An 18,746-nucleotide genomic window follows, 5' to 3' on the forward strand; every position below is an offset into this window, starting at 1 on the left:
CTTCCTACCGGGCTTTGCGCCGCCTCACCCGGTGAACGGCGGTGAATTCACCCGCTGGCGGGCGGCGACCCGGACGAGCACGGCCTTGAATGCCGCGTACGCCTCCTCGCCGACGTCCGCCGCGTGCTGCGCCTCGATGTCGGCGAGGATGGCCCGCGACTTGGCCAGCAGGTCCAGGCCCGGTCCGGTGGGCACGACCAGCTTCGCGCGGCGGTCCTGCGGGTCGGGGCGGCGCTCGACGTACCCGAGCTGCTCGAGCTCGTCGACCAGCGTCCCGATGACCTGCTTGTGCTGGCCCGACTGAGCGGCCAGGTCCGTCGCCCGGGTGCCGGCCCGGTCGAGGTAGGCCAGCACCGCGCCGTGGCGGGGCCGCAGCCGCGGATGGCCCTGCTCGGCCAGGCGCCGGTACAGCTCCTTCTGCAGCGCGAACAGCAGCTGGGCGGAGAGTACGCCTAGGTCAGTAGTCACTGAACCTGACTGTATTCGGGAACCGGGCGCAACTGCACGCCGGACAGCATCGCGGCCGGGCCGCCGCCGAACGACGTGAGCGTGCGCTGCAGCGCGCGCGGCAGGTGCGGCAGCACGCGCAGGGTCTGGGCCATCGTCCACAGCTGCAGTCCGCTGCCCGGGATCAGGGTCTTGAGCACCGACGGGCCGATCCGCCGGCTGGCCGCGACCGTGCCCGCCATCGCCGCCTCGTAGGCCGGGAACGCCACGGTGTGGTCGCCCCGCGCCGCGATCAGCTCGGTGGCCAGCACGTAGCCGCCGACGAGGGCGAGGCTGCTGCCGCCGCCGACCGCCGGACCGGGTCCGTAGCCCGCGTCCCCGACCAGCGTCACGCGCCCGCGCGACCACGAGTCGAGCCGGATCTGGCTGATCTCGTCGAAATAGAAATCGGGCGCGTCGTCCAGATGCGCAAGCAGCGTCGGTACTTCCCAGCCGAGCCCGTCCGTGAGCGCCCGCAGCAGCCGGCGCTGGGCGGCGGGTTCCCGGAAGTCGTGGTCGATCTCGGGGCTGCGGATCAGGAACCCGGCCCGGCAGCGCGCCGGGTCGTTGGTCGGGTAGATGGCGACGGCCCGGTCGACGGTGTTGTACGAGAGCACCGCGTCGGTGCCGAGGTAGGCGGGCAGCGTGAACACCGCGAGGTACGCGCCGAGGAAGTGCCGGTAGGCCCGCTCCTCGCCGAACACCAGCCGCCGCACCCCGGAGTGCAGCCCGTCCGCGCCCACCACGAGGTCGAACTGCTCGCGGGAGCCGTCGGAGAACGTCACCGCGGTGTCGTCGATCGCCGTGATCGTGGTGCCGAACCGGTACTCCACGATCTCCCGCGTCGCCTCGTGCAGGATCTCCGCGAGGTCGCCCCGCATGATCTCGATGTGCCGGTCCGAGATGCCGGCGAGCAGCTGCGCGCCGTGGATCGTGATGTCGGCCTTGCCCGGCCGCACCAGGGTCATGAGGTCCGTCTTCGTGCGCCGGGCCCGGACGATCTCGCCGAGCCCCATCCGGTCGACCACCTCGACCGCCGGCCCGAGCAGGTCGACGGGGTGCCCGCCGGTGCCCGTGCGCAGCGACGCCGTGCGCTCCACGACGGTCACCCGGAAGCCGGCCCGGTGCAGCCAGTAGGCGAGGACGGGTCCGGCGATGCTGGCCCCGCTGATGAGTACGCGCATGTCACCCTCCCACGACGTTTACTTACCTACCGGACGGTAAATCCTTACCGCCCGGTAAGTCAACTAAACTCGGAGGCGTGCCGAGACCGAGAACGAGCGAGACCGCCGACCGCATCCGCGCCGCCGCCCTGGAGCTGATCGCCGAGAAGGGGGTGCAGCAGGCGAGCCTGCGCGAGATCGCCGAGCGGGTGGGGATCACCAAGCCGGCGCTGTACTACCACTTCGCCTCGCGCGAGGAGCTGCTCCGCGGCCTGGTGCAGCCGCTGGTCGACGACGTCGCCGAGCTGCTGGGCCGGTTCGAGGCGGAGGGCGAGCACGATCCCGGGCGGCTGCTCGGGGAGTACTTCGACGTGACCTACCGGCACCGCGCGATCACGGGCATGGTGATGTCGGACCCGAGCGTGCTCGCGCAGGTGAACCTGGCCGTCGAGGTCGACGGGTGGCGGCGGCGGATCACGACGCTGCTGTTCGGGCCCGATCCGACCCTGGTGCAGCAGACCCGCGCGCTGGTCGCGATCGGCGGCCTGGGCGACTGCACGATCCTGGAGACGGACGCGACGGCGGAGGAGCTACGCGCCGCAACGCTGGAGGCCGCCGGGGCCGCGCTGGGACTCTGACGCGCCCACCTCGGCCGCCGCCGCGGTCACCGGCGCGGACGACGGGGCGACCACCGCGAGCTCGGTGGGGGCGACCGCGCTCGGCGGCGCGGCGCGGCTGGTCTTCGGCGCGGCCGGGGAGGCGGTGGCGGCCGTGGCGCCGGGCTTCTGCACCGTGCCGACCGTCAGCGCCACCCCGTTGAGCGCCGTGCGCCGCCCGGCGGTGTCGGTGACGCGCACGGCGAACGGCCCGTTGCCGGCCCCGCTCTCGGCGATCCAGTAGTTGTAATCCGTGCGGGCGAGCGCTTTCCAGGCCCCGCCGACCTGAATCTCGGCGCCGGACAACGGATTGCCGGTGTTGTCGAAACGCAGGGCCAGCCAGTACCGCGACGAGCCCTCCTTCACCCGCACCGTCATCGGGCCGGGAACGGACGGATTGGCCACCTGGCTGTACGAGACCTTGATGATCCCGTCGTTGATCACGCCGATCCTGGCGAATGCCTGTTGGCTGAGATCAATGTGACCGGGCGCGCATTCGGGACAGCGATCCGTGATTTTGACCCGGACGCTGCCCTTCGGTCCTTTGACGTCGAGATATCCCCCGCACGCGGCCCCGCTCTGGTACTCCGCATTGCCCAGCGCGACGACCAATGGCTCCGACACCTTGTCGAACGAGCAGTTCCCGGACCCGTCGGCGGCGTAATAGGTGGCCTGGCCGGAGGTGTTGCCCACCGTGGCGGCGCAGGCGGCCCCGGAGGCCTGGGCCAGCAGCGCGACCGAGGCCGCACCGGCGACGAGCACGCCGGCGCCGGCCCCGACGAGGGCACGGCGCGATTTCCACCAGGGCGCGGCCCGATGGCCTCCAGGTTCCACCACGCGCCGGAGCCTACCCAGCGCGGACCGGGCGAATCTCGAACCAAAGCCAGTCTTAAGACAGGCCTGCACTACTTCTGGCATTCGCGCGAAATGACCGAATCCGGCACACCACCGCGTCATGCCCGAAAAGCGGTGCGTAATCGTTCTCTGAAATTCTTCTTCGCTGTCGCCGAAATATGGCCGATCGATTGAGTTGCGCGGGCCGGACTTTCAGGATCATGACTGAGTTGCCGCCCATTCCCTCGTCCCCCTCTGGGACTTGGGCGCACCTCTCAAAATCGGGGAGATACAGCAGTGACTCAGAAGCGCCCGGCGAGGCGCACCTCAGTGGCGCGCACGACCGCCATCGGTGCCATCGCCATCGGGCTCGCGGTCGTCGCCACCACCGGGGCCTCCGCCGAGACCAACAATCCCGGCCGCAAGCCACCCGCCCCGCTCGGAGCTCGCAAGAGCCTCGACCTGAACGCGCAGCCGGCCAAGGCGAAGTCGAAGGCCGCGACCACCGGCAAGTTCCGGGCCGCGACCGAAGGCGGGATCCAGGACAGCTACATCGTCGTACTCAAGAACACCAAGGCAACGCCGGAGCAGGTCACCGACGCCGCCAACACGCTCAGCAAGTCGCACCACGGCAAGGTCGACCGGGTGTTCGGCAAGTCGCTGCGCGGCTTCTCGGCCACGCTGACCGAGGCCGACGCCAAGGCGCTGGCCAACGACCCGAACGTCGCGTACATCGAGCAGAACCGGGTCGTGCGCAAGACCGACACCGAGAACACCAAGACCCAGTCGCCCGACAAGTGGAACCTGTGGGGCCTGGACCGCATCGACCAGGCGTTCCTGCCGGCCGACCACCGGTACAGCCACCCCGGCGACATCGCTGACGTGCACGTGTACGTGCTCGACACCGGTGTCGAGCGCAACGACGACCTCGCGGGCAACCACGGCCTCACCGCCGGATGGTCGGCCACGTGGGACGCCGAGCAGATCACGGCCTGCGGCCCGATGGCGAACGGCGCCGACGACGACGGCCACGGCACCTTCGTGGCGACCGAGATCGCCGGCGAGCTCTACGGCGTGGCCAAGCACACGCCGGTCGAGTCGGTGAAGGTCCTCGACTGCACCGGCGAGGGCAGCATCGACCAGGTGGTCGAGGGCATCGAGCACGTGACCGCGACGGCCCAGAAGCCGGCCGTGGCCAACATGAGCCTCGGCGGCGAGCTCAGCCAGGCCATCGACGACGCGGTCAACGCGTCGATCGCCAGCGGGATCACCTACGTGGTCTCGGCGGGCAACGACGGCAAGGACGCCTGCACCCAGTCGCCGGCGCGCGTGCCGGCCGCGATCACCGTGGGCGCGACCGACGCCACCGACTTCCGGGCCAGCTTCTCCAACTACGGCTCGTGCCTCGACATCTTCGCCCCTGGCGTGAACATCCAGGCCAAGACCGTCAAGAGCCTCCGCGGCTACCTCAGCGGCACCTCGATGGCGGCCCCGCTCGTCACCGGCGATGCGGTGCTGCTGCTGCACGCCCACCCGGACTGGACCCCGGCCCAGGTGCGCGACGCGATCGTCAAGGCCGGCATCAGCGGCACCGTCCGTGGCGCCGGCGCCGGCTCCACGACCAAGCTGCTGCGGGTCGGCGAGCCCAACACCCCGGCCCAGGTCTCGCTGCGGGCCAACGCCAACGGCAAGATCGTCACGGCCGACGCCGGCGGCACCAAGCCGCTGATCGCCAACCGGCTCAACGCGGGCTCGTGGGAGGGCATCCGGATCGTCGCCTCCGGCGACGGCGTGCACGTCGGGCTGCTCTCGCTGGCCAACAACAAGTACATCACCGCCGAGGCCGGCGGGAACCAGGCGCTGATCGCCAACCGCACCTCGATCGGCGACTGGGAGAAGTTCACCCTGCTGATGAACGCGGACGGCAGCTACAGCCTGCTGGCCAACGCCAACGGCAAGTACGTCACGGCCGACAACGGCGGCAACTCCAACCTGATCGCCAACCGCACCTCGGTCGGCGACTGGGAGAAGTTCTACCTGGCCGGTCCGGCCGCGACGGCCTTCCTGGTCGCCAACGCCAACGACCTCGCGGTCTCGGCGGACAACGGCGGCAACTCGCCGCTCATCGCCAACCGCGACCACGTGATCGGCGAGTGGGAGACGTTCGACGTGGTCGACGCCGGTGGCAAGGCGGCGCTCTACGCCCACGCCAACGGCAAGTACGTGACCGCCGAGAACGGCGGGGCCAAGGCCCTGATCGCCAACCGCGCCACCCCCGGCGACTGGGAGAAGTTCACCCTGGTCAACGGCCCGGACGGCGAGCTGGCCTTCCTGGCCAACGCCAACGGCCGGTACGTCACGGCCGACAACGGTGGCAACTCGCCGCTCATCGCCAACCGCACCGCGGTCGGCGCCTGGGAGGCGTTCTGGCTCTACACCTACGACGAGCTGTTCTACGAGTAGGCAGTTCCGCAACCCGGCCGGCGTCCACTTGGGCGCCGGCCGGTTTTTCGTTCAGCCCCGTTGCTAACGCAGCTGGGGCAGGAAGCGGTGCCGGGCCAGGGCCGCGGTGGTTTCCACGGCGAGGGCGACCACGAGCGCGCTGATGGCGAGGATGACGACCCAGGCCCAGATCCCGTACCCGGGCGGGTGCACGTAGTCGATCCAGTGCAGCGCGAACGTGGCGACGGCGGCGTACGGGAACGCGTACGCCCAGAAGCTCGAACTGAAGTGCAGGTGCCGGTACAGGCCGAACAGCCGCACCTGGATGAGCACGGCGAGCACGGTGTACCCGGCGAGCATGAAGGCCACCGCGTCCACCCGCCCGTGCGTGATGGCCAGGTAGGACAGGCTGGCCAGCGCGGGCGGCGCCACGTGGATCGCGAGCGACGGCTGTAGCGGCGGCGGCAGCGGCGGCCGGAACCACAGCCGGGCCACCATGATCGACTCGATGACGAGCCACGAGATGAGCCCGAACCCGAACAACACCCGGGCCAGCCCGGTCCAGCCGGCGAGCTCGGCCCCGATCGCCCCGACGAGCCCACCGGCGATGGTGGGCAGCAGGTACCCGGGATGCAGCTTGTCGATCTGGACGCTGCCACTGGCCACCCACTCCCCGACCATCAGCCCGACCAGCAGGATCGTGGCCGCGGCGAACACCCCGAAGAGCCACTGCCCGGCGGTGCGCTCGTGCCGCATCAGCCCGATCCCGACCAGCATGCCGACGATCGGGATGAGCGCCACGAACGGCCCCTGCACCGGGTCGGAGAACTCGGCGCCCCAGCCCCCGGGCCGCCGCGCCACCTGCGGGATGTACGCGGCCAGCAGCCCCAGCCAGATCACGGCGGTCAGCACGCAGAGGATGTCGGAGACCACGACGGGCGCGATGCCGAGCATCGCCGCGTAGCCCCAGCAGCCGGCCAGCCCGCCGACGCCGTACGCGATGCCGAACACGTTGGGAACGATCCCGACCCGCGACTCACTCGTCCGCTCGTTCACCTGTCGGCGCTACCCCGCGATCGTCGACGTACTCCTCCGCGCATAGTGGGAACCATGACCGCAATCGTGGAACTGACCCGCCTCCGCGTCGCGCCCGGGCAGACCGAGGCGTTTCTCGAGGCCCGGCCCGGCATGCTGGCGGACTTCGCGGAGGACCGCAGCGGCTTCCTCGGCGCGCGGCTCGTACGCCTGCCCAACGACGAGTGGCTGGACATCGTCGACTGGGCCACGGCCGAGGACCGCGAGACCTCCCGCGCCAAGGGGGCGAACCGGCCCGGCATCGCCGCGTTCTTCGCCACCATCGCGGAAGTCGTCAGCGCGGAGGACGGCGTCCCGGCCTGACAGGGGGCGAGTAGCCATCGTCACGTGATGGTGGCGGGATTATTCCGGGCAGAAGTCCCGTTTGGAAGGCCATAAATATTGAGAAAGGGTAACGGATAGGGTACCGAGTAGTGCCACGACGGCATCGCGGAGCGTCAGATGGGCTGGTCCCAGTCGATCTGCACGAGAGGTGCCGATGAAGCTCATCTCGATCGTGTCCCGGGCCGCCGTCGTGGGCGTCGTGACCACCACCGTGGCCGGCGTCGCGGCGGTCGCCCTGCCGGTGGCCGCCTCCGCCGCGCCGCCCGCGTTCAAGCTCCGACCGGCGATCACCGGACATGTGGAGCGGGTCTCCCGGACCGCACCGCTGTCCACGTCCGACTGCGTCGCGCAGATCGGCATCCACTGCTACTCGCCGCTGCAGTACCGCACGGCCTACAACCTCAACCCGCTGTACTCCCGCGGCATCACCGGCAAGGGCCGCACGATCGTCATCGTCGACTCGTTCGGGTCGCCGACGATCCAGCACGACCTCGAGGTCTTCGACGCGCAGTTCGGGCTGCCGAACACCGCGGTCCAGGTCGTCAAGGCCGGCACCATCCCGACGTTCGACCCGAACAATGCCGACCACGTCGGCTGGGCCCAGGAGACCACGCTCGACGTCGAGTACGCGCACGCGATGGCGCCCGACGCCAAGATCGTGCTGGTCGAGACCCCGGTCGCCGAGACCGAGGGGGTCACCGGCCTGCCCGAGATGATGAACGCCGAGAAGGCGCTCATCGACAAGGGCGTCGGCGACGTGATCTCGCAGAGCTTCGGCGCCACCGAGAACACGTTCCCCGGCTTCGACAAGGGCGACTTCCGCAGCATCCAGGGCCTGCGCTACGCGTTCACCGACGCCGCGCTGCACGGCGTGACGGTGCTGGCCGCCTCCGGCGACGCCGGCGCGACCGACTACCAGGCGAACGGCGAGGACCTGTACCCGTACCCGGTCAACTCCTGGCCCTCGTCCGACCCGCTGGTGACGTCGATCGGCGGCACCCAGCTCAACCTCGACAACACCGGCAAGCGCGTGTCGAACGACGTCGTGTGGAACGACGGCTACGGCGCGACCGGCGGCGGCCTCTCGCACGTGTTCCCCCGCCCGCTGTTCCAGGCCGGCGTCCGCAACGTGGTGGGCAACCACCGCGGCACCCCCGACATCTCGATGAGCGCGGCCGTCGACGGCGGCGCGTGGGTGTACTACTCCTTCGTCGGCGCCGACTCGCCGTGGCACATCTTCGGCGGCACCAGCGAGGCCACCCCGATCTTCGCCGGCATCGTGGCCCTCGCCGACCAGCAGGCCGGCCGCCGCCTCGGCGACATCAACGCGGCCCTGTACCTCCTGGGCGCCGGCAGCACCCGCACCCACCTGCCGACCGGCCTGGTCGACGTGACCTCGGGCGACAACAGCTTCGCCGACGTCACCGGCTTCCCGGCGGGGCCCGGCTACGACCTGAGCACGGGCTGGGGCACCATCGACGCGAACAAGTTCGTTCCGGCGCTGGCGTTCCTGTAGCACCCTCTGACACGGGCCGCCTCGGACAAACCGGGGCGGCCCGTTTTCATGTGATGAGCAGTGTCCGCAACCGGGCCAGGTCCCCGGTGGCAACCCCGGCGGCCGTCAGATAGGCCGCCGCGTCGAAACCGGACAGCGCGTCAAGCATCGCCGAGCGGACCGTATGGCCCTTGCCGGCCAGGCTCTCGACGATCAGCGGGCTCCAGTCCTCCCGCCCGGTCGCCGCCGCCAGCCGCGCCTGCCAGGCCGCGCTCTCCTCGTAGTCGTCGGCGATCACCTCCGGGGCGACCCCGGCCAGGGCCAGCAGGAGCATCGCCACCACGCCGGTGCGGTCCCGCCCGGCGCCGCAGTGAAAGATGACCCCGCCCGGCTCGGCCCGCGCGATCGCGGTGACCGCGGCGGCCACCCGCTCCGGCTTGCGCGCCAGGAACGGCCGGATGTAGAGCGGCGTGCCGTTCAGGCCCGTCTCGTCGAGGTACCGCCAGAACTCCACGTCCTCCGCATGGTCCAGCGCGACCCGGACCCGGGTCAGCCCGGGCGGCGCGAGCACGCCCTCGACCTCGTCGTCGTTGCGCAGGTCGAGCACGGTGCGGAAGCCGGCCGCGCGGGCCGCTCGCCAGCCCGCCGGGGTCACGAACCGCGGGTCGGCCGAGCGCACCAGCACCCCGGGCCGGGTCGAGCGGCCGCCGGCGGTGGGAAGGCCGCCGAGGTCGCGGGCGTTGAAGAAGCCGTCCCAGGTCACGTCGCGCTCAGGCACGTCGGCCACGGTACGACAAGGCATCTCCTCGGCGCGGATGGGTAAGGATGCCTGGGTGAGCACGGGAAGGAGTGCGGGACGATGCGGGTGAACGAACTGCTGACCGAGGGCTTCGGGCGGCTCCCCGACCTGGTGCGCGGGGCCGTCGACGGGCTGAGCGCCGAGCAGCTGCACTGGGCGCCGCAGCCGGGGGCCAACTCCGTCGGCTGGCTGGTGTGGCACCTCACCCGGGTGCAGGACGACCACGTCACCGACCTGATCGACGGGGCCGAGCAGCTGTGGGTGAGCGGGAACTACGCGCCGCGGTTCGGGCTCAAGCCGCAGGCCCACAACACCGGCTACGGGCACTCGCCGGACGAGGTGCAGACGGTCCGGGCCGAGTCGCCCGAGGCGCTGCTGGAGTACTTCGACGCGGTGTACGCCCGCACGCGCGGCTTCATCGCGCACCTCAAGGACGCCGACCTGGACAAGATCGTGGACGAGCGCTGGGACCCCCCGGTGTCGCTCGGCGTGCGGCTGGTGAGCATCCTCGACGACGACATCTAGCACGCCGGGCAGGCGGCCTACGTCCGCGGGCTGCTGCCCGGGTAAAGCGTCGTGCAGGACACACCGTCATGTGGCCCGAACGGTGGTGTACTTGATTCAGAGGGTCCAATGCCCCACTTCGGGAGATGCACATGGACGAGCGTTCGCAGCAGCGGCACCGCGTGGTCGTCATCGGCGCCGGGTTCGGGGGCCTCTTCGCCACCAAGGCGCTGAAGAACGCGCCGGTCGACGTGACCCTGATCAACGGTACCGCCTACCACCTGTTCCAGCCGCTGCTGTACCAGGTGGCCACCGGCATCCTGTCGGAGGGCGAGATCGCGCCCCCGATCCGCGAGGTGCTCAAGCGCCAGCGCAACGTCAAGACGCTCCTGGGCACCGCGACCCACGTCGACCCGGTCGCCAAGCGGGTGGACGTCGTCGCGCCCGGGGTCGCCTACAGCGTGGAGTACGACTCCCTGGTCGTCGCGGCCGGCGCCTCGCAGTCCTACTTCGGCAAGAACGAGTTCGCCGAGTACGCGCCGGGCATGAAGAGCATCGACGACGCGCTGGAGCTACGCGGGCGGATCTTCGGCGCGTTCGAGCTGGCCGAGATCGAGACCGACCCGGCCGTCATCGAGCGGCTGCTGACGTTCGTGGTCGTCGGGGCCGGCCCGACCGGCGTGGAGATGGCCGGGCAGATCGCCGAGCTCGCGCACCGGCACCTTCCCGGGCAGTACCACAACATCGACCCGCGGCAGGCGCGGATCATCCTCGTCGACGCGCTGCCGACGGTGCTCTCCACGTTCGGCGACCACCTGTCCACGCAGGCGCTGCGCCAGCTGCACAAGCTCGGCGTCGAGGTGGAGCTGTCGACCAAGGTGGTCGACGTCGACGCGAACGGCATCGAGGTCGAGACGGCCAACGGGCGCCGGCGCATCGAGTCGGCGACCAAGATCTGGGCGGCCGGGGTGGCCGCGCCGGCGCTGTCGGTGCAGATCGCCGAGGCGACCGGGGCGGAGACCGACCGGGCCGGACGGCTCAAGGTCAACCCGGACACCACCGTCCCGGGCCACCCGGAGATCTACGCCGTCGGCGACATGATGAGCCTGGACAACCTGCCGGGTGTGGCCCAGGTGGCCATCCAGAGCGGGCGGCACGCGGCCGGGCAGATCAAGAAGCGCCTGGCCGGCGAGGCGACCGGGCAGCCGTTCAAGTACTTCGACAAGGGCAGCCTGGCCACCATCTCGCGCTTCTCCGCCGTGGCGAGCGTCGGCAAGTTCCACTTCGCCGGCCTGATGGGCTGGCTGCTGTGGCTGGTGGTCCACCTGCTCTACCTGGTCGGCTTCAAGAACCGGGTCACCGCGGTGATGCACTGGTTCGTGAGCTTCATCGGCCGCGGCCGCTCGGAGCGGGTGGCCACCTTCCAGCAGGTCTTCGCCCGCCGGGCGCTGCAGGAGTACCAGGAGAAACTGCCGTAAGGTAAACGCTCGTGGCAGCGCGTCCCGAGCTGATCGCGGCTCGCCGTGATCGCTCCGGGGCAACCCCGGGGGCGCAACCTTGAGCACCGCAGCACACCGCCGGCCCCCGGCCGCGCTTCGCGCGAGACAGGGCAGGCACGACCGGGCGACGTCGGGGCGCGCTGCCGCCCATGCCCTCGCACACGCCTTCCTGGCCGCGGCCGCATGGTCGCGGCCAGTGCTGCTCGAGACCGGCTACGAGGTGCTCGGCCGCCGCCCGCGCTGGATGGGTCCCCTCATCACGAGCCTGCTGCGGGGGTACCCCCACGCTCCCGCCGACCGCCCGCTCGAGCTCGCCGCCTTCGTCGCCGCACAGCTGCCCGACCGGGTGCCGGCCCGGATCGCGGTGCGGCGGGCGGTGCCGACGCGGGTCGTGCGGATGCGGTGGGACACGCCGCCGCTCGACGATCTGGCCGCCCTCGCGGAGTTCCTGGAGCTGGACGGCGACCGGCTCGACTGGTTCGCGGACCGGCGGGAGATCAACGGGAACAGCGCGGAGGAACGGCTCAGGCACTACCGGTACACCTGGATGGGTTCGCGTTTGATCGAGGCGCCGAAGCCGGCCCTGCGCGCCATCCAGCGCCGGTTGCTCGACGAGGTGCTCGGGCGCGTCCTGGTGCACGAGGCGGCGCACGGCTTCGTGCCGGGGCGGTCGGTGCACACGTTCGCGGCGCCGCACGCCGGGCAGCCCCTGGTCGTGCGGCTCGATCTCGCCAAGTTCTTTCCGAGCATTTCGGTGCAGCGGGTGTACGGCCTGTTCCGCGCGATGGGCTACCCCGAGCCGGTGGCCCACACGCTGGCCGCGTTGTGCACGACGCGCACCCCGTTCTCGGTCGCGCGGAGCCCGTTGCTGCGCGCGCCGCACCTGCCGCAGGGCGCGCCGACGTCGCCCGCGCTGGCCAACCTGTGCACGTACCGGCTCGACCGGCGGCTGGCCGGGCTCGCCTCGGCCTTCGGCGCGCGGTACACGCGCTACGCCGACGACCTCGCCTTCTCCGGGTTCTTCCCGCTCGCCGCGACGATGCGGATCATCGCCGACGAGGGCTTCCGGGTGCACCCCGGCAAGACGCGCGTGCGCGGGCGCGGCGACCGCCAGCACCTGGCCGGCCTGGTGGTCAACGCGTCACCGGCGGTCGCGCGGGAGGAGTACGACCGGCTGCGCGCGATCCTGCACGGCGCCGCCCGCACCGGGCTCGCGGCGGCGAACCGGGAGGGGCATCCCGACTTCGCGGCGCATCTGCGCGGCCGGATCGAGTGGGTCGGCGCCGGTCGACCGGCCCGGGCGGCGAAATTGCGGGAACTGTACAGGGCGGCTGTCGCGACAGACTTGTGATCGGGTGCGATATTCGATCTCGTGACTGTGGACGCCGCTCCGGCCCGGATGTTCATCCGCTCCGACTTCACCGTGTTCGGCCTGTGCGCCGTGGCCGTCGGGCTGGCGGCGGTGACCCGATATGCCGGCGTGCCGTCCGTGCTCGCCTTCGCCGTCGCCGGGGCCGCCGTGGCCTGCCTGGCCTCGCTGGTCGGGCGCAGCGTCGAGCAGCTCGGCGACCGCTTCGGCGCGGGCGCGACCGGCGTGCTGCAGGGCGCGCTGGGCAACCTGCCCGAGCTGTTCATCGGCTTCTTCGCGCTCAAGGCCGGCCTGGTCTCGGTCGTCCAATCGGCCATCATCGGCTCGATCCTGTCGAACATCCTGCTCGTGCTCGGCCTGGCGTTCGTGGCGGGCGGGCTGAAGCACGGTACGCAAAAGTTCAACTCCGAGCGCGCCCGCACGACGATGGTCCTCATGGTGCTCGCCACGGGCGCCCTGGTGCTGCCCAGCCTGGCGTCCTATGTGCACACCCCGGCCGAGCCGCACGAGAAGACGCTGTCCATCTTCGTGGCCGTCATCCTGCTCATCGTCTTCGCCCTGTCGCTCCCGGCCAGCCTGAAGCGCTCGGCGTCGGCCGGCGCGGAGGTGCACATGGAGCCGCCGCGCTGGCCGATCTGGGTCGCCGTCGGCCTGCTCGCGGTGGCCAGCGGCTGCGCGGCCCTGGTCTCGGACTGGTTCGTCTACGCGCTCGAACCGGCCATCGACGCCCTCGGCATCTCCCAGGCGTTCGCCGGCCTGGTGATCGTGGCCATCGCCGGCAACGCGATCGAGAACGTGATCGGCATCAAACTGGCCTGGAAGAACCAGTCCGACTACGCGCTCAGCGTGATCATCAACAGCCCGCTGCAGATCGCGCTGGTCCTGGCCCCGGCCCTGGTCCTGCTCTCGCTGCTCACCGCGACCACGCTCACGCTGGTCTTCGCCCCGATGCTCATCATGGCGGTGGCGATCACGGTGATCGCGGTGGCCTTCATCGTCTTCGACGGCGAGTCGACCTGGCTGGAGGGTGCCTGTCTGGTCGCCCTCTACGCCATCATCGGTGCCGTCTTCTGGTGGGGCTGAGGTCTATTCTTCTGGGGTTCACTCGAAGAACTTCAGCCCGAATCCCGTGTCCGTCGTAGGACCAGGAACATTTACGCGGCGGTACGTCACGTTCCCCCACCACACCGCCGAGCCGATGTACCAGTAGCGGGCCGACCACGAGTACGGCGTGCCTTTCGCGACCGCGTGGAACATCGTCGGGAACCGATTGCCCGCCGGCGGGCTGGTGGCGATGTCCCCGCGCTCCAGCACGAACGTGTGATGCCCCGGCCCGTCGACGTAGAGCGTGGCGTCCCATCCGGCCATCATGTTCGGCTGATACGACCCGAACAGGCACCCGTTGCTCTTGTACCAGTCCCACACGTACGTCGGATCCCCGCCGGCCCGCAGCCGCAAATCCGCGATGCAGTACTTGTTGCTCCAGCTACCGTTCGCCGAGTACGTGATGTGCAGCTGCCCGTTCGGGTCCAGAATCGGCTCGGGCCCCTCGTTGATGAACGGGTTCCCGACCGTCCGCTCCCACGCCTCGCGCGGCTGCGAAATGACGTACCGCGCCCCGGTGCCCGCGGTCGGACTGCTCATGCGCGCGATGTACAGGTTCTGCTCGACATTCGTGTCACCCGCCCACCCGGACCAGACGAACCAGCGCTGCCCCTGGAACGTGAACGGCGCCCCGTCGATGGCCCACTTGTCGTTGGGCAGCGCCACCTTCGTGGCCGCCGAATAGCCGGTGTCCGGACTCGTCGAGCTGATGTGGTACATCCGGTGCGCCGACCCGGTCCCGGCCGAGAAATAGACCCGGTAGCGCCCGTCGTAGTACACGATCTCGGGCGCCCAGACCTCGCCGAGCCCGGTGTCCTTCCAAACCTGCTTCTTGGGCGCCGACGCGATGCCGGCGAGCGTCGTGGCGGTGCGAATGGCGATCCCACCGTCCACCGACTTGGCCGCGACATAGAGCCCGTTCACCTTGATCACGCTGGGATCGGCCCCACCGAGCGTGGTCACGCCGGCATTGGCGGTGCCGACCGCGGCGAGCGACCCGACCAGGACGAGGACGGCCAGCCCATAACGCCAGAAGCGACCCATACCCCCGAGTTGACCCGGAGGCACGGGCCGCTGTCAATAGACTCTCACCAATTAGTAAGGACTGCTTAAAGTTCTAGTACGGCAGCCCGGTGAAGCCCTCCCAGTCGCCGACGGTGGTGCGGTTGGCGATCAGCGGCGCGTTGCCGCCGTTCTCGGCCGTGACGTACTTGCCGTTCGCGTTGGCCAGCAGCGCCGACCGCCAGCCCAGGTTGATCAGCGTGAACTTCTCCCACGCGCCGACGGTGGTGCGGTTGGCGATCAGCGGCGCGTTGCCGCCGCTGTCGGCCGTGACGAACCGGTAGTTGGCGTGCGAGAAGAACGCGACCTGGCTGTTGCCCGCGTCGATCAGGTCGAACGTCTCCCACGAGCCGACGGCCGTGCGGTTCGCGATCAGCGGCTTGGTGCCGGCGCCGTCCGCGCTGACGTACCCCTTGACCGCCGAGGACCATGTGACGTCGGTGTTGATGGCCGCCACGAACTGCTCCCAGGGCCCGATCGAGTCGCGGTCGGCGGTGAGCTCGCGGTCGAAGTTGGTGCTCACGAACTTGCCGGTGGCCTTGTACCGCAGGCCGAACGCGCCGTCCGCACCCTTGACGATCTGGAAGGGGACGGCGTTCTCCGCGCTCGCGACCAGCTTCGACGTGGCCGGGTCGACCGTCACGTACCGGTTGTTGACCGTGGCGTACAGCGCGACGTCGCCGCCGCCCAGGTCGTACACGTGCAGCTTCTCCCACGCTCCGGCCGCGGTGCGGTTCGGCACCAGGGGCTTGCTCCCGGCCCCGTCGGCGGAGACGTACCGCAGATTGCTGAGCGCGAGCAGCGCCACCGTCCGCTCCTGCGAGGTGGCCTCGACCTGCTTGCGCACGGTCGCCGACCGCCCCTCGGCATCGACCACGGTGAGCGAGACCGTGTAGGTGCCCGGCGTTCGGTAGGTGTACGTGAAGCCGTAGGGCGCCGACGTCATCGTGCTCTGCCCGCCGTCGCCAGTGTCCAACGTGGACGAGACGATCCGGACCAGCCCCGACCGGACCGCGCCGGGGTCGAACGAGAAGCTGTTGCCGGTTTGGGGAGTGAACGAGAAGTCCGCCGTCGGCTCGCCCGGGGCGGCGATGTCGATCAACAGCGCGTTCGCCGGGACACGCGGGGTTCCGACGGGCGTTCCGGTCGCGTTGGTGGCCAGGTCGAACGGCACCAGCTGACCGGTCCCGGCCGAGGTGCCGGTCGAGGTGTCGGCGAGGATGAAGGCCCGGGTCCCGTCCGGCGCGATGACCAAGCCGTACGCGTGCCCGTTCACCGCCACGGTCGTCGCGACCGTGTTCGTCGCGGTGTCGATGACCGACAGCGAGTTGCCGCTCGAGTTGCTGACGTAGATTCGCGAGCCGTCGGGCGATGCCTGCACGTCCAGCGGCCCGGCGCCGACGGGGATGCGGCCGGTGACGGTGTTGGTCGTCAGGTCCACCACCGAGACGTCGTTGTCCTGGAAGTTCGCGACATACGCGCGCTTGCCGTCCGGCGTGACGGTGAGCGCCTGCGGCTGCGCCCCGAGCTGCACGGTCGCCGTCACGGTGTTCGTCGCGGTGTCGATGACCGACATGTTGCCGTGATCGTTCATGTACAGCTCGGAAGCGACGACATACGCCCGCTTGCCATCCGGCGAGAGCGCGATGTCCTCCGGGCTTCTGCCGACCGTGATGGACTTCAGCACCGAGTAGTTCGTGGTGTCGAGAACGTCCACGCGGTTGTTCGAGCCGTTCATCGCGTAGAGCCGCGCGCCATCCGGCGTCAGCGCCACACTCTCCGGGTTGCCCTGGAGGTCGATGCTCTTGACGATCCGGCTCTGGGCTACGTCGACGACGTCGACACCCATGTTCGTATCGGCGATGTACGCCAGACCCCGGCCGGGATCGAACGCCATCCGTCCCCGGCCGCCGTAGGTCCTGTTGTCGCCGAGGGTGTTGAGATCCTTGCCGGTCTGGGGATCGATGACCGACGCCAGGCCGGTCCCCCATCCGCCGATGTAGAGCACTTGCCTGGGTGCCGCTGCGGCGGCCGCCGGGCCGGTGATGGCGAACAGCGCGGTGGCCGCGCCGACCGCCGTCACGATGCCGGCGATGAGAGGCTTCTGCACGACGGGCATTGTGCAGTACGGCACGGGAAATCGTTGTCCCGCCGGGCAAACGGGGTCGCGGGGACCAAGATCGCGGACGATAATCGCGAGCGCCATTGCCCCTCTCGTTCTAAGGAAGAGTGTGCGCAAGTCCCTCTTGGGCCTTCTCACGGCGGCGGCGGTCGGTGCGACCACGGCCATCGCCATGGTGAGCAGCCCGGCGGCCGCTGCGAGCACGACCCGGCAGGTCGTCTACGTCGTCGGATCCGACGACACCCTCATCGGCATGTTCGATCCGAACACGCTGCAGTACGTCACGTTGGGCGTTCTCGACGCCAAGCCGACCGCGATGGTGGCGGCGCCGGACGGCGGCCGGCTGTACATGTCCTCGCGCAGCGGCGCCTCGATGGCGGTCTTCGACACCGCCACCAGCACCGTCGTCGCGACGGTCCCGATCGGGGCGGGGGCGGCGGGCATCGTCGTCACGCCGGACGGCCGGCGCGTCTACGTCGCCGACGGGGCCACGAACCAGGTCAAGGTCGTCGACACGGCCACGAACGCGGTGACCGCGAGCGTCCGCGTCGGCTCGGCCCCGGACGGGCTGGCCGTGAGCGCCGACGGTCGCCGGGTGTTCGTGGCCGACTCCGGCTCGAACGACCTGTCGGTGATCGACACGGCCACCAACACCGTCGCGGCGACCGTCGCGGTGGGGTCGGCGCCGCATGCCGTCGCGGTCACGCCGGACGGGCGGCGGGCGTACGTGCTGAACTCGGCCAGTACCGGCTCGGTCTCGGTCGTCGACACCGCGACGAACGCGGTCACGGCGACGGTTCCGGTCGGCGGGCGCCCGTTCGGCATCGCGATCGCTCCGGACGGCGCCCACGCATACGTCACCAACACCGCCGACAATACGGTGTCGGTGATCGCCACCGCCACGAACACGGCCGGGCCGGCGATCCCGGTCGGCCCCTCCCCGCAGGCGATCGGTGTGGCGCCGGACGGCAAGCACGTCGCCGTGTTCAACGGTGGCGAGCTCAGCACTGGCTCCCTGATCGACGTCACGACCAACAGGGTCACCGTGAACGCCGAGGGGCTCGTCTGGAACCCCGCCGCCCTGGCGTTCGCCACCGTCCAGCCGGCGCCGCCGACGGCGGGCTTCACGCTCACCTCGTCGTCGGACTACGGCTCGGTCCACGTCGACCCGAAGGACAGCAAGCACGGGTTCGCGTGGATCGACCACCACACCGTCGACTGGGGCGACGGCAGCCCGGTCGGCACCCTCGCGAGCAACGGCAGCCACACCTACAAGAGTGCCGGCACCTACACGATCACCGTGACCGCGGTCGACGAGATCGGCGAAACGAACAGCGCCACCAAGCAGGTCTCGGTGTACCCACGCACCAAGACGTTCGGCCTGCTGTCGCGCAGCAACCTGCGGTACGTCGCCACGGACGCCGCCGGCACCGGCCCGCTGGTCGCCAACCGCGCCGCGATCGACTACCCGGACGCGTTCGACCAGCTCGACCTGGGCAACGGCGAGATCGCCCTGCGGTCGCGCATCACCCAGCGGTACTTCGCGATCGACGCCACCAACCGCCTCGTCGCCTCGGGCGCGACCGTCGCCGACGCGGCCCACTTCCGGATCGTCCAGGGCACCGACGGCGCCTTCAGCCTGCTGGCAGTAGCGACCAACCGGTACGTCAGCGGCAACGACGGCACCGGCCCGCTCACCGCCGACCGCACCGAGATCGGCCCGTGGGAGCAGTTCTACGCGACCTTCATGTTGAACCGCCTCCGCCCTCAGCGAACGTGAGGGCGGGCGAGT

Annotated in this window: 16 protein-coding genes; 9 read left to right on the forward strand and 7 right to left on the reverse strand. The window is 70.5% G+C overall.

From position 1 onward, the window contains the following. Nucleotides 1–24: 24 nt before the first annotated feature. On the reverse strand, nucleotides 25–468 hold the full coding sequence (locus tag ACQP00_RS51285) for a MarR family winged helix-turn-helix transcriptional regulator (RefSeq protein ID WP_433211845.1): 444 nt from the start codon (nucleotides 466–468) through the stop codon (nucleotides 25–27). Then, nucleotides 465–1,670 carry an FAD-dependent monooxygenase gene (locus tag ACQP00_RS51290; protein ID WP_433211848.1) on the reverse strand — a complete coding sequence of 402 codons (1,206 nt, stop codon included), beginning with the start codon at nucleotides 1,668–1,670 and terminating at the stop codon, nucleotides 465–467. The genes ACQP00_RS51285 and ACQP00_RS51290 overlap by 4 nt, the downstream gene beginning before the upstream one ends. Before the next feature lie 77 nt (nucleotides 1,671–1,747). Here ACQP00_RS51290 and ACQP00_RS51295 point away from each other — a divergent pair, with 77 nt between their 5' ends. Further along, nucleotides 1,748–2,287 (forward strand): TetR/AcrR family transcriptional regulator, encoded by a 540-nt coding sequence (locus tag ACQP00_RS51295; protein WP_433211851.1) that lies wholly within the window; start codon nucleotides 1,748–1,750, stop codon nucleotides 2,285–2,287. Here ACQP00_RS51295 and ACQP00_RS51300 read toward each other — a convergent pair. Further along, nucleotides 2,240–3,142 carry an expansin EXLX1 family cellulose-binding protein gene (locus ACQP00_RS51300; RefSeq protein WP_433211854.1) on the reverse strand — a complete coding sequence of 301 codons (903 nt, stop codon included), beginning with the start codon at nucleotides 3,140–3,142 and terminating at the stop codon, nucleotides 2,240–2,242. The genes ACQP00_RS51295 and ACQP00_RS51300 overlap by 48 nt on opposite strands. A gap of 327 nt (nucleotides 3,143–3,469) precedes the next feature. Between ACQP00_RS51300 and ACQP00_RS51305 the strand changes: the two genes are divergently transcribed. After that, on the forward strand, nucleotides 3,470–5,602 hold the full coding sequence (locus ACQP00_RS51305; protein ID WP_433211857.1) for a S8 family serine peptidase: 2,133 nt from the start codon (nucleotides 3,470–3,472) through the stop codon (nucleotides 5,600–5,602). Nucleotides 5,603–5,665: 63 nt separating this feature from the next. On the opposite strand, the gene ACQP00_RS51310 is transcribed toward ACQP00_RS51305, so the two are convergent. Next, nucleotides 5,666–6,637, reverse strand: coding sequence for a hypothetical protein (locus ACQP00_RS51310; RefSeq protein ID WP_433211860.1), 972 nt, complete (start codon nucleotides 6,635–6,637; stop codon nucleotides 5,666–5,668). A 54-nt stretch (nucleotides 6,638–6,691) separates the two neighbouring features. Between ACQP00_RS51310 and ACQP00_RS51315 the strand changes: the two genes are divergently transcribed. Together ACQP00_RS51315 and ACQP00_RS51320 are read left to right on the forward strand one after the other, a co-directional pair. Continuing rightward, nucleotides 6,692–6,979, forward strand: coding sequence for an antibiotic biosynthesis monooxygenase family protein (locus ACQP00_RS51315; protein ID WP_433211862.1), 288 nt, complete (start codon nucleotides 6,692–6,694; stop codon nucleotides 6,977–6,979). Between the two features lie 175 nt (nucleotides 6,980–7,154). After that, complete coding sequence (locus ACQP00_RS51320) at nucleotides 7,155–8,516, forward strand: S53 family peptidase (RefSeq protein WP_433211865.1); 1,362 nt, start codon at nucleotides 7,155–7,157, stop codon at nucleotides 8,514–8,516. Between the two features lie 46 nt (nucleotides 8,517–8,562). On the opposite strand, the gene ACQP00_RS51325 is transcribed toward ACQP00_RS51320, so the two are convergent. After that, complete coding sequence (locus ACQP00_RS51325) at nucleotides 8,563–9,273, reverse strand: tyrosine-protein phosphatase (protein WP_433211868.1); 711 nt, start codon at nucleotides 9,271–9,273, stop codon at nucleotides 8,563–8,565. Nucleotides 9,274–9,354: 81 nt separating this feature from the next. Between ACQP00_RS51325 and ACQP00_RS51330 the strand changes: the two genes are divergently transcribed. From ACQP00_RS51330 to cax, 4 genes are all read left to right on the forward strand, one after another. Then, nucleotides 9,355–9,819 (forward strand): mycothiol transferase, encoded by a 465-nt coding sequence (locus ACQP00_RS51330; RefSeq protein WP_433211871.1) that lies wholly within the window; start codon nucleotides 9,355–9,357, stop codon nucleotides 9,817–9,819. Nucleotides 9,820–9,950: 131 nt separating this feature from the next. Beyond that, nucleotides 9,951–11,276, forward strand: a complete 1,326-nt coding sequence (locus ACQP00_RS51335; RefSeq protein ID WP_433211874.1) for an NAD(P)/FAD-dependent oxidoreductase — start codon at nucleotides 9,951–9,953, stop codon at nucleotides 11,274–11,276. Nucleotides 11,277–11,493: 217 nt separating this feature from the next. Next, nucleotides 11,494–12,648, forward strand: coding sequence for a reverse transcriptase family protein (locus ACQP00_RS51340; protein ID WP_433211876.1), 1,155 nt, complete (start codon nucleotides 11,494–11,496; stop codon nucleotides 12,646–12,648). A 21-nt stretch (nucleotides 12,649–12,669) separates the two neighbouring features. Continuing rightward, on the forward strand, nucleotides 12,670–13,749 hold the full coding sequence (cax, locus tag ACQP00_RS51345) for a calcium/proton exchanger (RefSeq protein ID WP_433211879.1): 1,080 nt from the start codon (nucleotides 12,670–12,672) through the stop codon (nucleotides 13,747–13,749). An 18-nt stretch (nucleotides 13,750–13,767) separates the two neighbouring features. Here cax and ACQP00_RS51350 read toward each other — a convergent pair whose 3' ends face one another. Together ACQP00_RS51350 and ACQP00_RS51355 are read right to left on the reverse strand one after the other, a co-directional pair. Next, complete coding sequence (locus tag ACQP00_RS51350) at nucleotides 13,768–14,814, reverse strand: glycoside hydrolase family 43 protein (protein WP_433211882.1); 1,047 nt, start codon at nucleotides 14,812–14,814, stop codon at nucleotides 13,768–13,770. A 73-nt stretch (nucleotides 14,815–14,887) separates the two neighbouring features. After that, nucleotides 14,888–16,942: a PKD domain-containing protein gene (locus tag ACQP00_RS51355; RefSeq protein ID WP_433211885.1), complete on the reverse strand. Its 2,055-nt coding sequence runs from the start codon at nucleotides 16,940–16,942 to the stop codon at nucleotides 14,888–14,890. A 121-nt stretch (nucleotides 16,943–17,063) separates the two neighbouring features. Between ACQP00_RS51355 and ACQP00_RS51360 the strand changes: the two genes are divergently transcribed. Next, nucleotides 17,064–18,734, forward strand: coding sequence for an SMP-30/gluconolactonase/LRE family protein (locus ACQP00_RS51360; protein WP_433211888.1), 1,671 nt, complete (start codon nucleotides 17,064–17,066; stop codon nucleotides 18,732–18,734). The last annotated feature ends 12 nt before the right edge of the window (nucleotides 18,735–18,746 follow it).

Source organism: Dactylosporangium sp. CS-047395, assembly GCF_050942185.1.
GTDB lineage: Bacteria > Actinomycetota > Actinomycetes > Mycobacteriales > Micromonosporaceae > Dactylosporangium.

What these genes read in the sequence shown, in the direction of transcription:
- ACQP00_RS51290 (WP_433211848.1), bottom strand. Translation starts at nt 1,670, where the DNA reads ATGCGCGTACTCATCAGCGGGGCCAGCATCGCCGGACCCGTCCTCGCC.
- ACQP00_RS51315 (WP_433211862.1), top strand. Translation starts at nt 6,692, where the DNA reads ATGACCGCAATCGTGGAACTGACCCGCCTCCGCGTCGCGCCCGGGCAG.
- ACQP00_RS51320 (WP_433211865.1), top strand. Translation starts at nt 7,155, where the DNA reads ATGAAGCTCATCTCGATCGTGTCCCGGGCCGCCGTCGTGGGCGTCGTG.
- ACQP00_RS51330 (WP_433211871.1), top strand. Translation starts at nt 9,355, where the DNA reads ATGCGGGTGAACGAACTGCTGACCGAGGGCTTCGGGCGGCTCCCCGAC.
- ACQP00_RS51335 (WP_433211874.1), top strand. Translation starts at nt 9,951, where the DNA reads ATGGACGAGCGTTCGCAGCAGCGGCACCGCGTGGTCGTCATCGGCGCC.
- ACQP00_RS51350 (WP_433211882.1), bottom strand. Translation starts at nt 14,814, where the DNA reads ATGGGTCGCTTCTGGCGTTATGGGCTGGCCGTCCTCGTCCTGGTCGGG.